This is a genomic window from Marinomonas sp. 63XJN7_9_ISO-PGPR-S23-217 (assembly GCF_056173515.1).
Genome location: NZ_CM149678.1, coordinates 3,303,804 through 3,318,425, shown reverse-complemented (window position 1 = coordinate 3,318,425; position 14,622 = coordinate 3,303,804). Strand labels below are relative to the sequence as shown.

General features: G+C 47.9%; 15 protein-coding genes. 11 read left to right on the top strand and 4 right to left on the bottom strand.

The features are described 5' to 3' along the window. Nucleotides 1–97: 97 nt before the first annotated feature. The 11 genes from AC0VYI_RS15510 to AC0VYI_RS15460 all read left to right on the top strand — a co-directional run bounded on the left by AC0VYI_RS15510 (nucleotide 98) and on the right by AC0VYI_RS15460 (nucleotide 10,734). Complete coding sequence (locus AC0VYI_RS15510; protein WP_475443959.1) at nucleotides 98–1,606, top strand: hypothetical protein; 1,509 nt, start codon at nucleotides 98–100, stop codon at nucleotides 1,604–1,606. Continuing rightward, on the top strand, nucleotides 1,603–2,817 hold the full coding sequence (locus AC0VYI_RS15505) for a DNA circularization protein (protein WP_475443957.1): 1,215 nt from the start codon (nucleotides 1,603–1,605) through the stop codon (nucleotides 2,815–2,817). The genes AC0VYI_RS15510 and AC0VYI_RS15505 overlap by 4 nt, the downstream gene beginning before the upstream one ends. Next, complete coding sequence (locus tag AC0VYI_RS15500; protein ID WP_475443955.1) at nucleotides 2,814–3,911, top strand: phage baseplate assembly protein; 1,098 nt, start codon at nucleotides 2,814–2,816, stop codon at nucleotides 3,909–3,911. The genes AC0VYI_RS15505 and AC0VYI_RS15500 overlap by 4 nt, the downstream gene beginning before the upstream one ends. 2 nt (nucleotides 3,912–3,913) lie before the next feature. Beyond that, complete coding sequence (locus AC0VYI_RS15495) at nucleotides 3,914–4,543, top strand: phage baseplate assembly protein V (protein WP_475443953.1); 630 nt, start codon at nucleotides 3,914–3,916, stop codon at nucleotides 4,541–4,543. After that, nucleotides 4,543–5,010 carry a phage GP46 family protein gene (locus AC0VYI_RS15490; protein ID WP_475443952.1) on the top strand — a complete coding sequence of 156 codons (468 nt, stop codon included), beginning with the start codon at nucleotides 4,543–4,545 and terminating at the stop codon, nucleotides 5,008–5,010. The genes AC0VYI_RS15495 and AC0VYI_RS15490 overlap by 1 nt, the downstream gene beginning before the upstream one ends. Before the next feature lie 3 nt (nucleotides 5,011–5,013). After that, complete coding sequence (locus tag AC0VYI_RS15485) at nucleotides 5,014–6,069, top strand: baseplate J/gp47 family protein (RefSeq protein WP_475443950.1); 1,056 nt, start codon at nucleotides 5,014–5,016, stop codon at nucleotides 6,067–6,069. Beyond that, nucleotides 6,054–6,704 carry a YmfQ family protein gene (locus AC0VYI_RS15480; protein ID WP_475443949.1) on the top strand — a complete coding sequence of 217 codons (651 nt, stop codon included), beginning with the start codon at nucleotides 6,054–6,056 and terminating at the stop codon, nucleotides 6,702–6,704. The genes AC0VYI_RS15485 and AC0VYI_RS15480 overlap by 16 nt, the downstream gene beginning before the upstream one ends. 2 nt (nucleotides 6,705–6,706) lie before the next feature. Then, nucleotides 6,707–7,723 (top strand): hypothetical protein, encoded by a 1,017-nt coding sequence (locus AC0VYI_RS15475; protein ID WP_475443947.1) that lies wholly within the window; start codon nucleotides 6,707–6,709, stop codon nucleotides 7,721–7,723. A gap of 12 nt (nucleotides 7,724–7,735) precedes the next feature. Continuing rightward, nucleotides 7,736–8,239: a phage tail assembly chaperone gene (locus AC0VYI_RS15470; RefSeq protein WP_475443945.1), complete on the top strand. Its 504-nt coding sequence runs from the start codon at nucleotides 7,736–7,738 to the stop codon at nucleotides 8,237–8,239. Nucleotides 8,240–8,443: 204 nt separating this feature from the next. Then, on the top strand, nucleotides 8,444–9,424 hold the full coding sequence (locus tag AC0VYI_RS15465; protein WP_475443943.1) for a hypothetical protein: 981 nt from the start codon (nucleotides 8,444–8,446) through the stop codon (nucleotides 9,422–9,424). Between the two features lie 284 nt (nucleotides 9,425–9,708). Further along, on the top strand, nucleotides 9,709–10,734 hold the full coding sequence (locus tag AC0VYI_RS15460) for a hypothetical protein (RefSeq protein ID WP_475443941.1): 1,026 nt from the start codon (nucleotides 9,709–9,711) through the stop codon (nucleotides 10,732–10,734). A gap of 55 nt (nucleotides 10,735–10,789) precedes the next feature. Here the strand turns inward: AC0VYI_RS15460 and AC0VYI_RS15455 are convergent, their stop codons facing one another. The 4 genes from AC0VYI_RS15455 to AC0VYI_RS15440 form a co-directional block, all read right to left on the bottom strand. Continuing rightward, nucleotides 10,790–10,942: a hypothetical protein gene (locus AC0VYI_RS15455; RefSeq protein ID WP_475443940.1), complete on the bottom strand. Its 153-nt coding sequence runs from the start codon at nucleotides 10,940–10,942 to the stop codon at nucleotides 10,790–10,792. A 289-nt stretch (nucleotides 10,943–11,231) separates the two neighbouring features. Beyond that, nucleotides 11,232–11,486, bottom strand: coding sequence for a hypothetical protein (locus tag AC0VYI_RS15450; protein ID WP_475443939.1), 255 nt, complete (start codon nucleotides 11,484–11,486; stop codon nucleotides 11,232–11,234). Then, a complete protein-coding gene (locus AC0VYI_RS15445) occupies nucleotides 11,483–12,232 on the bottom strand; it encodes an IS5 family transposase (protein WP_475443627.1) in 750 nt (249 codons plus the stop codon). The genes AC0VYI_RS15450 and AC0VYI_RS15445 overlap by 4 nt, the downstream gene beginning before the upstream one ends. A gap of 234 nt (nucleotides 12,233–12,466) precedes the next feature. Continuing rightward, the gene (locus AC0VYI_RS15440; RefSeq protein WP_475443938.1) at nucleotides 12,467–14,512 is read right to left on the bottom strand and encodes a HAMP domain-containing methyl-accepting chemotaxis protein; all 2,046 of its coding nucleotides are present in this window, start codon (nucleotides 14,510–14,512) and stop codon (nucleotides 12,467–12,469) included. Between the last annotated feature and the right edge of the window lie 110 nt (nucleotides 14,513–14,622).

Below are 14,622 nucleotides of genomic sequence, written 5' to 3'. Positions count from 1 at the left end.
AACTCGACTCCCTTGGACTCGTAGCGATTTTCTTTCCATGACAGAGCGCCAGCTAGTGCGCCTGTCTAGCAATCTCAAAGGGATTAAGTAGGTATTTATGAGCGATCTAAAGGCATCTCTTGCGATGGGGACAGCGGAGAACTTTGTACAGCGTGCCCAGCAATATGCGGATGCGGTGTCAGCAATGGGGCAGCGAGGCAAGCAGGTAATGGGTGCCTTTAGCAGCTCGTTGGGGCAGGCATCGGCTTTTATTGAGCGTTTACAAGCGCAACTGGGTGAGCCCAAAAAGCAAGACGACAAAACAGGGCAGGACTCGAACGATAAGGCAGAAAATTCCCCGCTAGATAAGGTACTGGAACAAGCCGAAAGCCTCGTGAATGAGCTTTCCCACGCCGTGGATACAACGTCGACGGTGATCGATGGGGTGTCTAACGCCGCAGGTGAAGTCAACGAGTTTTCTTCGGCATCGGTATCGGCATGGCAAGCCATTACCAGCAACAAGTCGAACACCAGTAGTGAATACTGGAGCGGCGTATTTCAAAGCGTTAGCAACGCATACAAAGAAGGCAAAGACGTGGTGACCTCCGTGCAAACGGTGGTCGACACGTTATCAGGCAAGGCTTTGGATAAAGGTAAAGAGGCGAAGAAATCGACTGTCTCCACCTCCCCTTTATCCAAAGACGTCTTGGCGACGAACGCAGAAACAGCGTTAACAGAACATAGGCTTGCTGGTGGGGCGAATAACAAAGGGGCGACGCCAGCGGTGAATGTGCAGCGCGTCTTTGTGGTCAACATGCCGAAATCTGGGGTGTTCGCAGTACAGCGCGATCAAACCAATAACACCAGCGAGCCTTCTTGGCTAGACCAGATCAAAAGCGCCGTTGATATCGGCAAGGATCTGTTGGATCTAGGCAAGGGTATTAAAGACTTTCGTAATGGCGGCACAAAAGGCGAGTCTCTGTTGGACCTGAGTGATATCGCTGGCCGGAACGAGAACAGCGGCGCAAAAGCCCATGGTAAACCACAGAGTTTGTTGCCGCATCTAGTGGACAAAGTGGATGCGGATTTTGACAAGCCTGCGGTGCCTGCGAAGCGTTTTCAGCCATCGAAATGGATAAAGGGCATTAAGGGCAATGGTGTTGTCAACGCCCTGGCGGGTTCAGCTGAGCTGGCGGAAGTGTGGAATGGCGATGCCAGCGTGACGGAGAAGGTCAAGCAATCCGGCGGCGTGGTGGGTTCGGTCGTCGGGTCTGGCTTAGGTACTTGGGGCGGTGCAGCGGCAGGGGCCGCCATTGGCTCGGTGGTGCCAGTGATTGGCACGGCGGTGGGTGGTCTGATCGGTGGCGTTTTGGGCTCCATGGGCGGCGGTGCCGTTGGGGAATCCTTAGGCAGCCGTTTAACCAGCTGGTTCACCGGTGACGATGAGGAAAAGGCGCCTAGCAAAGCAAGTAAGCCCAACGCACAGGGGGCGGCAGACGCCGCGCTAGATAAAGTGCACGGAGAAATCAAAATCAGTGTGGAAGACAAGCGTGTAACGGTGTCGTCGGTGACGGCTCATAACCTGAACTTGTCCATCGCAGGAAGTTCAATGGGAGGCCATCCATGACGTGGCGAGATCGATTACAGCAAGGCACCTTTCGTGGCGTGCGCTTTTTTACCGAGCAGGCCAGTGGCCAAGCCGGTAGACGGGTGGCGGTACATGAGTACCCGCAACAGGACGTGTATTTTGCGGAAGATTTAGGCAAAAAAGCCGAGTCTGAACGTTTGACTCTCTTTGTTGCTGGGCAGGATTACGACCTGGCGCGCAATCAATTGATGCAAGCCTTGAATAAGCCTGGGGCGGGTAAGTTGGTGCACCCCTATCTTGGCACCTTGATGATTCAGGTAACGGATTACGACTGGACCATCCGTACGCAACGGGGCGGATACTGTCAATTCACCGTGCAATATGTGCGGGCTGGGGCTTTGTCCTTCCCTGTATCAATCAGCAGCGCCAGTGTGTTAGCCAAGGCGATTGGCCAAGCGTCGCAAACGGTGCAAGCGGATTTTGCCAAGACGTTTAGCGTCGATAAAAACGCGTCTTTTGTGGAAGACGCGGCGCGGGATTTACTGCAGCAAGGCGCCACCTTACTGAGTCATTTAAACGGCCAAATGATGGGATTACTGACGCCGTTATCGCAGGTAGGGAGCAAGGTAGCGGACAAGATCGACGATTTTGTCGGCAAGCTGGACGACTATCTGACGAACCCAGAAGCACTGGCCAAAGGGGTGAACGAAGTAGTGAGCACGGTGTTTGACGACATGGACGACATGAAAGCCGTGTTGTCTGGCTATCAAGATACCTTGGACACCTTCGCGACGGATCTGACCAAGCAAGTGAATACCGTGACCATGACCTTTAATCGCCAACAGGAAGCCTTGAACAAAGCGGCGTTGAATACCCTGTTTACGGCCAACGCGACCTTGTCCATGGCCCAGGCCATGGTCACGCAAACGGGCTTGTTTACCACCTTAAATGAGGCGCGTAAAACGCGGGATCTGGTGTTGGCACAAATCGACGATTTGATCGAAGTGGGCACGGATCAAGCCTACGAGGCGTGGGCAGATGTGCAAACCGCCATTATGAAACGCATTGATGAGCTGGAGCCAAACTTAGCGACGGAAGCGACAACGCAATTAGAGCAATCCGTCCCTGCGTTGGTGATGGCTTACAACCTCTATGGGGATGCCCGTCGTGAGTTGGAGTTTATCCGCCGTAATGGACTACCCAACCCTTGTAGCGTGCCCGCTGGTGTGGAACTGGAGGTGCTGAAATGAACGAATTACAGCATGTGTTTGGTGCCAAGGAGGGCGCCACTGATCGATTGTTGGTGAGCATTGATAACAAGGTGCATCGCTTTTGGACGCAAGCCACCATTGCTCGTTCCATGGAGCGGGGAGCCCATTCGTTTGAATTGTCCCTGACGGACAGTTTGGAGGCCACCGGCCTAGGCGGCCACAGCGGGTCAGCCCGTGCCGTGCAACCCGGTATGAGCGTCACCGTGTACGTCAACGATGAGCCCATCATTGCTGGTTATATCGACGATGTGAACGTCTCCTACTCCAGTAAGAGTCATCAACTGAACGTGACGGGACGCAGCAAAATCGGCGACTTGATCGATTGCACCACCGTGGGTAAGCAATTTCAGGTCGGACAAACTCTGGCGGGCATTGCTCGTCAATTATGTGCGCCCTTTGGAATTGAGGTCAGCGTGGCGGACAGTGCCAAAGACGCCGCCAACGACGTATTTAAGAGTGATCAAATGTTGGATCTTGGGCAATCCATTTGGGAGTTTCTCGAAGGGTTAGCGCGTCTGAAAGCCGTGCTCTTGGTATCGGATTGGTCAGGGAATTTGCAGATTACCCGAGCGGGAACGGACTTGGCCGAGGTGGCCTTGGTACTTGGAGAAAACATCCAAAGTGCTTCTGGCCACTTCAGTGCCCGTGGGGTGTTCAGCGAATACACGGTGACAGGGCAACAGATGAAAACCCCATCGACGAATCAGGATGCCAAAGCCATTACCCAGAATCAGGCCAAGGTAACGGCAGCGGGGCGTTATCGTCCGTTTGCTTTGAGCGCCGATGGACCAGCGGATGTGGCCGCCTGTGAAACACGGGCTAAGTGGCAGAAAAATGTGAATGAAAGCCGCGCCAAAACCATGACTTATACCGTGCAAGGCTGGCGACAAACACCGAATGGCACGCTTTGGGCACCCAATGCCTTGGTCTCGGTGCAAGACCCTTGGATGGGCTGGGATGGGGAGCTGTTGATCACGGAAACCCGTTTGATGCTCAACGAAGGCGGCTCGACGACGGAGATTCATCTGTTGCCAAAAGGGGCGTTTGATCTTAAGCCCGTTAAGGGGAAGTAAGCATGGATATGGTAAACAGTTTAGTTCGGAAAATCCGCCGTTTGGCGGGGCGTGCCTTGATTCGTCGAGTGCGATACGCCAATAAGATTCGCTACTTTCAAGTCCAGCAAGAGGGCGGTATGCCCCTAGACAATGTGGAGCATATGGAGCCCTTTGGTTTTACCTCGCATCCTTTTCCGAATGCGGAAGCCGTGGTGCTGGCCTTTAATGGCAATGGCTCCAACAGCGTCGCCATTATGGCGGGAGACCAGCGTTATCGCTTGGTGATCGATGAAGGGGAAGCGGCGATTTACAACCACCATGGGGACAAGGTGCATCTGAAAAAAGACCGCACCATCAGCGTGGAAGCGGCCACTAAAGTGGAACTGGTGACGCCCCACACCCATATGACAGGCAAGTTGACCGTGGCAGAGACGATCGAGGCCCAAGGGCATATCACTTCGCAAGACAAAATCACCGCTGCGAGCGTGGTGCAAGGGGCCAGCTTTGTCAACGCCGCAGGCTCAGGAACCCTAGACAAAAACGGCACCATGATGGTGACAGACGTGGTCGCTGGTGGCATTAGCTTGAAAAAACATACCCATATGGACGCAGAAGGGCGTCCGACAAATCGCCCAACAGGAGGTTCGTAATGATAATTTCTTTAGCGTACAGCAATGAACTTGGCGGTTTAGACATCGTCCCCGCCACCGACGACGCGCTGACTTGGCTGGACAATGCGATTTCCATATCGCTCTTTACCGATGCGCGAGCCAGTGACGATGATCTCTTGCCCGATGCCAGCCAAGACAAACGCGGCTACTGGGGCGATATGGATTTGCCCGATAAGCAAAGCTTGGGCAGCAAGTTGTGGTTGTTGAGCCGTAGCAAGATTACCCAAGAAACGCTCAACGCCATGCACGATTACCTCACTCAAGCGGTGCAGTGGCTGATCGACGAAGGGCACTTGCAGGCGATCAATATCAAGGTGGAGCGGGACAGGGCAACACAACAAGGGGTTGGGGATCCGAATCGAGTGAATTTTCGCTTGGATTGCCAGCTAAACAATGGCGAGTGGGTGTCGGTTTTTAGAGCACACGACATAACAAATGGAGAGTAAAAGATGGCTTTTTCACGCCCAACACGAACAACAATTCAAGCCCGTGTCGCCGCTGACATAGAGCGACACAGTGGCCAAAAAGCCACTCGCCGAGGGGATGTGTATTACCCATTGGCACAGGCGGTGGCCGGGGCCGCCCATGGTTTGCATGGGCACCTGCAATACAACGTCGACCAATTATTTGACGACACATGCGACGATGACAACTTACTGCGCCGCGCCGCTGAGATGGGGATCTATCGAACCCATGCCTCCCGCGCGTCGGGCACGGCGACGATCTCTGGGAATAACGGCGCCACCGTGCTGGTGGATACCTTATTGCAAACCGACGACGAGGCGACCTATCGCGTCACCCAAGCGGCCACCATTGCCGATGGTCAAGCGATACTTGCCTTGACGGCGGTCAACGCGGGCAGTGAGGGCAACTTACCGGCAGGCAATACATTGCGCTTTGTCAGTACCCAGTTGGATATCGACGTGGAAGCCACCGTCATCAGCCTTACGGGTGGTAGCGATATGGAGGCCATCGATCGAGTGCGCAAGCGCCTAGCCGAACGTCGTAAAAACCCCAGTATGGGAGGCAATAAGGCGGATTACATCACCTGGACCTTAGCGGCCCATAACGATGTGACACGGGCCTGGTGTTATCCCCATGAATCGGGATTGGGGACGGTGACGGTGCGCTTTGTCACGGAGGATTTACCGTCGCCGGTGGCGAGTGAGGCACATCTTGCCGCGGTGAAGGCGTATATCGAGGAAAAGCGCCCCGTCAGCATGAAACAGTTTTATGTCTTGCCAGTGATCGCGAAGCCTTTGGACATTCGTTTTACCACGGTTGCGCCGAACACCGCTGCTGTGCGAGCCGCCATTATCGCTGAGTTAAAGGACTTGCTTCGTCGTAAAGCCGAGCCCGGTGGTACCTTGTTTTTGAGCCAAATACGGGAAGCGATTTCCCTGGCTTCAGGGGAAGACAACCACGTGATTGACTTAACCCAGGATGTCACCTGTGGCACGGGTGAGTTTCTGGTATTAGGAGAGATCTCATGGGCAGCAGGCTAACGAATCAAACAGCGGCGACGAATCAATCCTTAGCCAAGCAAGTGCTCAGCGAGCCAGTCAGCGAATACCAGCATGCTTTACTTGCGCTCTTGCCCCGGGGGAACGCCTGGGCCAAGGTGCCAGATTCTCAGTTGGGTAGGCTGATGGCAGGCATTAGCGAAGAATTAGCTCGAGTGGATCAGCGGGCGTTGGATGTCTTAAAAGAATCACACCCCAGCCAAGCCTATGAAACCTTTGCTCAATGGGAGGCGGAGTATGGTTTGCCTGATCCTTGTAGTGGCGTGGACCCATCCTATCAGGAGCGGTTGGCGGCTTTGCTGCAAAGCTATCGTATGAAGGGCAGCCAGAGCCGAGAGTTTCTGATCGAGATCGCCGCCATCATGGGGTATCAGATCACCATTACCGAATACCAAACGGCTCGCTACGGCCAGCCTTACGGCAGTTTGTATGGGGGTGAAGATTGGGCCTTTACTTGGCAAATTAACGCAGCGCGCATCAACCCAAAGACGCGACACTATGGCGATCCATGGGGGGATAGATATCGCACCTGGAGCAACCAACGACTCGAATGTGTGTTCAACCGCCTAAAACAGGCCCATACACACCTTATCTTCAGTTATCACGACAGGAAATAATTATGGACTACCCAAAAAGAGATGACCTTTTAAACGGAAAATTTACCGATGGCGATCCGGTTAACGGTATTCCCGCCAGTCGGGACAACGCCGCGCAGATGAATGCGGTATACGACGAAATTCGCGCTGCCATTCAGGCGGGAGGATTGACGCCAAACGCCGATGATTTAACGCAATTATCCGCTTCGATCCGTAAACAGACCCGATCTAAACAAGGCTTTAGCGTATCGGGAGATGCCAATGCCATCGTGCTAACCAGCGTGGCTGGTAAACCTAAAGTGACTGAACTAGAAGACTTTGATGAAGTGCAGTTTATGGTATCGGCCACCAATACCAGCGCCTCGGTGACTGTGAAAGTGGATGGCCTTGCGCCTGTGCCGATTTCGAGCGTAGTGGCGGTGAATCAGTTGTTTGTTGGCTCGTTAGTAACATTGGTGTATCTACAAGGGCATTTTCAGCTAAAGCAAGCGATTAATCCTAAAACAGGGAGCCAAGTGAGTGATATTGGCAAGCTGATCACAGATTCCTTAGACATTATGGAAGTCGGTGAAGTGGCGCTTAATGGTGCGTCACTGAGTCGTTCGGAGCACCCGATTCTATGGGCGAAAGTGCAAGCCACCTCAAACTTAGTGGATCAAGGGGTAAAAAATGCCAACCAGCAAACCTACGCAGGCTATTACGGTACTGGCGATGGCAGCACTACCTTCACTTTGCCGATCGTCGGTGGAGAATTTATCCGCATGTTCGACGAGGGGCGGGGTGTGGATAAAGGGCGAGTGTTTGGGAGTGGACAAGTTGATGCCTATACGGATCATACACATGGTTTTGCAAATGCCTATGGCAATGCTACAGCATACAACTCAGGCGGTGATGGTTTAAAGGCTCAAGGCACAGATCGATCTAACCAAAAATATCAAGACCAGCAAGTGTCGAGTGCAAATAGTATAAGTGGGGGAAGTTTGCCTAGCAATGAAACTCGCCCTCGAAACATAGCTTTCTACGGCAAAACACGATTATAAGGAGAGATCAAAATGCAATTATATACCTTTAAACAAGGCGAAACCTACCCCGTTTTTGTTGGGCAGCTAGAAGCCGCTATCGATTCCGTAACAGGAAAAGAGTTGATTCCCGCTTACGGTACTCAATCTCCCGTGCTTGATGAAAAAGCGGGCTTTCAACGCTATTTTAAAGACGGTAAATGGCAATACGTTGTCGATCATATCGGTAAGGAATATTGGGATGCCGATGGCACCAAGCACACCATTTCTGAATTGGGTGTAGAGGTACCAAAAGAGGCGCTGTTAGAAGCGCCTGTGATTCCTCCTAGCACAGAAGAATTAACGGCTCAGGCCCGTGCCAAACGCGATGCTTTGGTGGATCAGGTGACACGTGAAATTAACCGCTTGGAAGACGCGGGCAAAGATGCCAAAGCATGGCGAGACTATCGTGTCGTCTTACGAAATGTGCCAGAACAAGTAGGCTTCCCACAAGAGATTGATTGGGGCAAACAGCCAGCGGCCTTCACTGGAAAATAGGAGTGGAAAATAAAAGCGACTAATTAAAACTGAGAAGTCGCTCTGTCACTGATCTCTAACAGAGGGGACTTGTCCCTTCTATGAATCATTATTCCTCGCAAGAGAGTGTTGCCCTGTTGGATAAAACACAGTGCTTCACTCTCTTTTTTGCAAGCCTATCTCCCTAAAAGGATAGGTAACGAATACATTCAAAGGAGACAGTCGATGAACTACCCAGATAGCAATGATCTTTACCAAGGCAAATTTACTGATGGCGACCCACTAACAGGCCTTCCTGCTAGCCAAGATTCCGCCGAACAAATGAACGCTGTATACGACGAGCTGATTAATCTAATTCGAGAAGGGGATGTGGTCGAAAATGTCAGCGCCTTATCCCAGCTTGCTTTATCGGTGAAAAACCAAATACGTGGCACATCCGTTATGACCACCACGGGCAATGCTAATGACATCCAATTGACCTCACCTGCTGGTAAGCAAACTGTCCAAACACTAAAAGACTACGACAAAATTTACTTTCGAGTAAATGCTTCAAATTCACAGAGTAACGTCACCCTGACTATCGATGGACTAGCCCCTATTGTGCTGTCCAATGTAGTGGGCGCGAATCAGCTATTACAAGGCGCATTGGTGACCGTCACTTACCTCGATGGCAGCTTTTGGCTCACCGAACAGATTAATCCCAAAACCGGCAACGATGTAAACGACATCGGCAAACTCATCGTCGACACCACCAACCATACGGCTACTGGGGAAATCGTGCTCGATGGCTCAACACTAAGCCGAGCAGAGCACCCCATCTATTGGGCCAAAGTACAGACCATCTCCAACCTAATCGATCAAGTCCAAAAAGACGCTGATCCTCAATCCTACGCGGGTTATTACGGCACAGGGGATGGAGAGAGTACCTTTACTTTGCCAACATTAGGCGGGGAATTTATTCGGGGTTATGACAACGGCCGTGGTGTGGATGCTGAGAGAGTGTTTGGTAGCTTTCAAAAAACACAGATTGGTCATCACCGTCATGGAGTTAATACCTATCAGGGTTCTGCGGGATCGGGTATAGCTAACACAGGCCTCGATAAATTTGGCCCAGGACTATTATATTCAGATTATAGTGGGGGAACAGAAAATGATGGAGAATCGCGTCCACGTTCCGTTGCGTACTTCTTCAAAACACGATTATAAGCGCCATTAAAACTTAAGGTAATATCTGCAGCCCAGCCGAGATCCATGCTCCGCTGGGCTTTTTTATGCCTCTAATTTTCGCCGCAAAAAGCTAACACTGAATCCCAACAGACAGCGTCCAAGGCGCTTTCCCCGCATTATAAATACCAAGAAAAGCGGCGAGCTTTGCTCAAACCAAGTCTACCTCTTTTCTTTTTCTTCTCTCAATAAGCGATACCTTGCACCAGCCGCCTTCTGCGTCTGACTTGCTTATTAGAGTAATGACCAAAAATAGGAGACAGTCAATGAACTACCCAGATAGTAATGACCTTTATAACGGCAAATTTACCGATGGTGATCCACTTAATGCCATTCCTGCCAGCATCGCCTCAGCGGACCATATGAACGCGATTTATGATGAGTTGATTTATGCCATTAGGGAAGGTGATATAGAGGAGAATACAAATGTCTTATCACAGCTTGCTCTTTCTCTTAGTAACCAAAAGCGTGCCAAAAATGTATGTCAAACAGCAGGGGACGCCAATCGTATTGTGTTAACAAGTCCTGTAGGAAAACAGCCTGTTAAAGTGCTAAAAGAGCATGATGAAATTCACTTTTATGTTGCCTCGACGAATTCCAGTACAATAACCATTACACTAGATGGGCTGGCCCCCATTCCCGTGTCTAACGTAGTCGCTTCTAATCAGTTATATCAAGGGGCACTTGCAACGCTTAGTTATGTTAAAGGGCAATTTTGGCTAATAAAACAAATCAACCCACTGACGGGTAATGAGGCGAAAGATATTGCCAAAGTGATAACCGACTCATTAGATACTATGGATGTTGGTGAAGTTGCTTTAAACGGTGCAACGCTCAAACGCGATGATCACCCCATTTTATGGTCGAAAGTACAGGCAACCTCCAATCTAGTGAGCCAAGCCACTAAAAACGCCGATCCTCAACAGTATGCAGGCTACTACGGCACAGGTGATGGAGAGAGTACCTTTACTTTACCGATATTAGGTGGCGAATTTATTCGAGGTTATGACAACGGCCGAGGAGTGGATGCAAATAGAGTGTTTGGTAGTTTTCAGAGTGATTCGATTAGAAACATAAAAGGTGAAATTGGCGGGCTTTATGGGGAGTTAATTTCTAGCTCGGCATCAGGCGCTCTAGCGACATCATTAAGTTCTTCAACTAAATATACAGGCATGGCTTGGACAAATGATCCGAATCATGGTGGTTTTGTTTTTGATGCGTCACGAGTCGTTCCGACAGCCAATGAAAATCGTCCACGCAGTATCGCTTATTTTTTCAAAACCCGAGTGTGATAATTAGATAACCTAGATTAATTTGAATTGTCTAGCAACCTAAAAGTGGCCTATCTTAACCATAGATAAGCCGCTTTTTTGTGATGCCAATTATCACGGAAAACACTGACATAAACACCAGTACATGACAATAGACCTCAAGTAGCGTTCTACTGAAAGCGTCGATAATGGCGCCCTCGGAAGTACAATGGTGATCTAATTTTGGCATTTCGACTCCAGTATGAGCGATCCTAAAATTGACTATAAATTGATCTTATCCCTATTTTTGATCGGTAAATACCCTACAGATGTAGGGGGAGTGGTAAAAAATAAGCGGGTTTCAAGCTGAAATGTTATTTAAACAGACATTTTCTGGTTGGGTCTTTTGTATAAGCAACTTAACTTATGTTAAGAGGGAGAGTGATGCATTAACAAAGAGAGGAAGCGCTTCCTTGCATTGAATTTTGATCTTCCTTTAACCCCTTTATTCCAGATTACCTATCGATTAATGTATTATCTTAGGGCGTGCTTGTCGTGCTGTTTGTTCCAGTCGCGCTGTTTGTTCCAGTTGTAGTATCTGTTCCAGTTGTAGTGTCTGTTCCTGTTGTAGTGTCTGTTCCTGTTGTAGTGTCTGTTCCTGTTGTAGTGTCTGTTCCTGTTGTAGTGTCTGTTCCTGTTGTAGTGTCTGTCCCTGTGGTATCCGAACTTTGTGATTTGAGTCGATCAAGATCCCGCTGTTGAATGGCATCGTCTAGGGGCTGTTGATCTTTCACATTGGCAGCCAAATGATCGAGCAAGCTAACGCTAACATGCTTTCAAAATGAATTTTCAACTTATCATAACGCGTGGCTATCGCTCTAAAATGTTTGAGCCGAGCAAACGCATTTTCAACTAAATGCCGATATTTGTATAAACACCAATCTATATCGGCGTTTCCTTTTTTCGAATTTTGCTTTCTAGGAATGACTGGAGTCGAGCCGCATTGACGAACTTTCTCGCGAATCGCTTCACTGTCATAACCTTTGTCCGCAATGATGAAATCTCCTTGTGGCAAGACCTCAATAAGGTCATTGGCCACTTTACTATCATGAACTTCTCCGCCTGTGATTATGAACTCTATTGGTAAACCATAACTGTCTACAGCAAGGTGGATTTTGCTTGTATTACCGCCACGACTCAGCCCAATCGCTTGATTTTCCTCAGAGGATGCGCCCGAGCTGTGTTGATGCGCTTTTATATAGCTGCCATCAAGAAACTCCCATTCCGTATCCTTATTGGCCGATAAGGATTTGAATAGCCTGAGTAAAATTCCTTTTCTGGACCACAGTAAAAAACGACGGTAAACCGTATTCCATAAGCCAAAATAGTCTGGTAAATCTCGCCAAGGGCAGCCGACACGCAACCGATAAAGAATGCCTTCCATCGTGTATCGATGCTCTCGCTTGTTATAGACTCTATCTTCAAGCAGAATAGCTTTTAGCTTCGACCACATCTCATCAGTGAGCATTAATCGGGGCATGGTAATCTCGTTGTATTTGTTTTTGGCGAAGTAAATTATACGAGATTACCTTCTTCGCTCACAATTCAGACAAAGATCAACAGCCCCTAGTAAATAGGCGGAAAAATGTTTCCAGTTGTCTCCCTAGAAAGCCTTATAGTATAGACGTTCAAGAAAATTTTCGGAGTAACAAAAGGTTGCCAGGGTAATAAGTTAATGGCATTGACCAATCAGGTAGAGGACAAAACATGCACTTTAAAATTTAAACTGCCCAACTTGTTCCTGTAATTTTTCACCAAGTTGCGCCAACTCTGAACTTGTTGAAGACATTTGTTGGACCGCCGCAGCTGACTGTTCTGTCACACCATGAACATTGCTAATATTTCGATTAATTTCTTCCGCAACAAGACTTTGTTCTTCTGACGCAGTGGCTATTTGGCTGTTCATATCACTGATCGTTTCTATAGATTCTATGATCGTTGCTAACATGGATCCAGCGTCATTGACTTTGCCGACGACGAGAGAGGTGTGATTCCTACTTTTATCCATGACAGTGACGACAGTCGATACACTACTTTGTAAGCTATCTAACATGGACTCTATTTCAGTGGCCGACGCTTGAGTACGTCCAGCTAATGTGCGCACCTCATCTGCAACCACAGCAAACCCTCGGCCTTGCTCACCTGCTCGGGCGGCCTCAATAGCGGCGTTTAGCGCCAATAAATTGGTTTGTTCGGCAACCCCTTTAATAACTTCTAGTACAGTAACAATATTGTCCGTATCGCCTCTGAGTGTTTGAATGGCGTCTGTTGAGCTCTCTATTTCCTCTGAAAGTGTATGAACAGCATTGACGGTCTCATCTAGAACTTGCCTTCCATTTTTTGCATTATTGTCTGCTTCAGTAGAAGAGGAGGCGGCCTTTTCAGCATTTCTAGCAACATCCGTAATAGTGGCTGTCATTTCTCCGATGGAAGTAGCGACTTGAGTGGTCTCCGAACTAAGTTGCATGACGCCAGTATTTGTTTGTTGAGCCGTGCTCGACATTTCTTCTGCTGCAGTGGCGACTTGATGTGTTGCACTCGATATATTTCCTATTACTTTTTGTAGTTTGATAACAAAAAGATTAAAAGCCATTGCCACCTGGCCTGTTTCATCTTTTGCACTGTCATTCATTCGCACCGTCAAATCTCCATCTCCTTGAGCGATTTCTTGTAAATTAATGTACAAGCGCTGCAATGCTTTAGTGACCGTTAACGTAATATATAGCGCCGCAGCGATGCCCAAGACTAATCCAACTAATGTTATGAGTAACATCATATTGCGAGTTGTTGTGTAATCTTGTTTGCTGACCATGGAATCCTTATCCATATCATCTTCCGATTTTTTGACTATTTTTGCCATGCTTTTTATAGCCAAATCACTCAATTCTCTTCCTTTATTACTAGATAATTCAAGTGCTTTGTTATTACCATTTTGGCGAGTTAATGCTTCAACCTGATCTTTAAAAACTGAATATTTTTGATAAAGTGGTTTGAACTCACTTATCATTTCAGTTGTTTCTGGTGAGGCCATTGATTGCAACTTATTTAAGCTTTCAATTATATATTCAGAATTATTTTTGATTATTTTTGAATATTTTTCCATTTGTTTTTGATCTTTTGACAGTATCATGTTTTTTACATTTAGCTCAATTTCATTTAACTTTGTTAGAATTTTATTTGAGACATAGATTTGTGTGCCAAGATTACTGACTATATTTACTGAAGTCGATTTATCCAGATCATCTTTATTACGATCAATGATGCTAGATATAAATTTTGATGCTTCACTATAAGCGTCAAGCATTTTTCCTTCTGCCAAAATATTTGCTTTATAATTTGAATTAAGTCGAGCGAATTGTATTACTTGCCCATTAACAACCATATAGTTATTCCAGGCTTTCGAAAATTCATCGATTAGTTTTTTATCAGTAGAATCATCCATGAGATTGCGTAACTTACTAACTTTATTATTCATGCTGGATAATACAGTTTTAGCATACGCTAAATATTCATCTTGATCTTTTGAATTATTTGTTAAAATTAGATTCTTTTCTGCTCGAGTGATAGAAAGTACATCTTGATTAATACGTGCTGCCAGTTTTAATTTTTCTGAAGAGACACTCACTATGTAGTTAAGACGGTCATTTGTAGCTTTTAAACTGGAAACTCCTATCCAAGCTAGTATTGACATCATAACAATTAGTAAAATAAAACCTGTAAAAAGCTTTTCTCTAATAGACAGTGATCTGATTTTTATCATTCTATAACCCTTTTCCTCGAGGTGAGAGATTTTTAAACAGCATTTTATGGTACGAAAACTAAATTCACAAAAATTTTGTTGGCGTTATTTGACGCCAATATGTCGTGAGC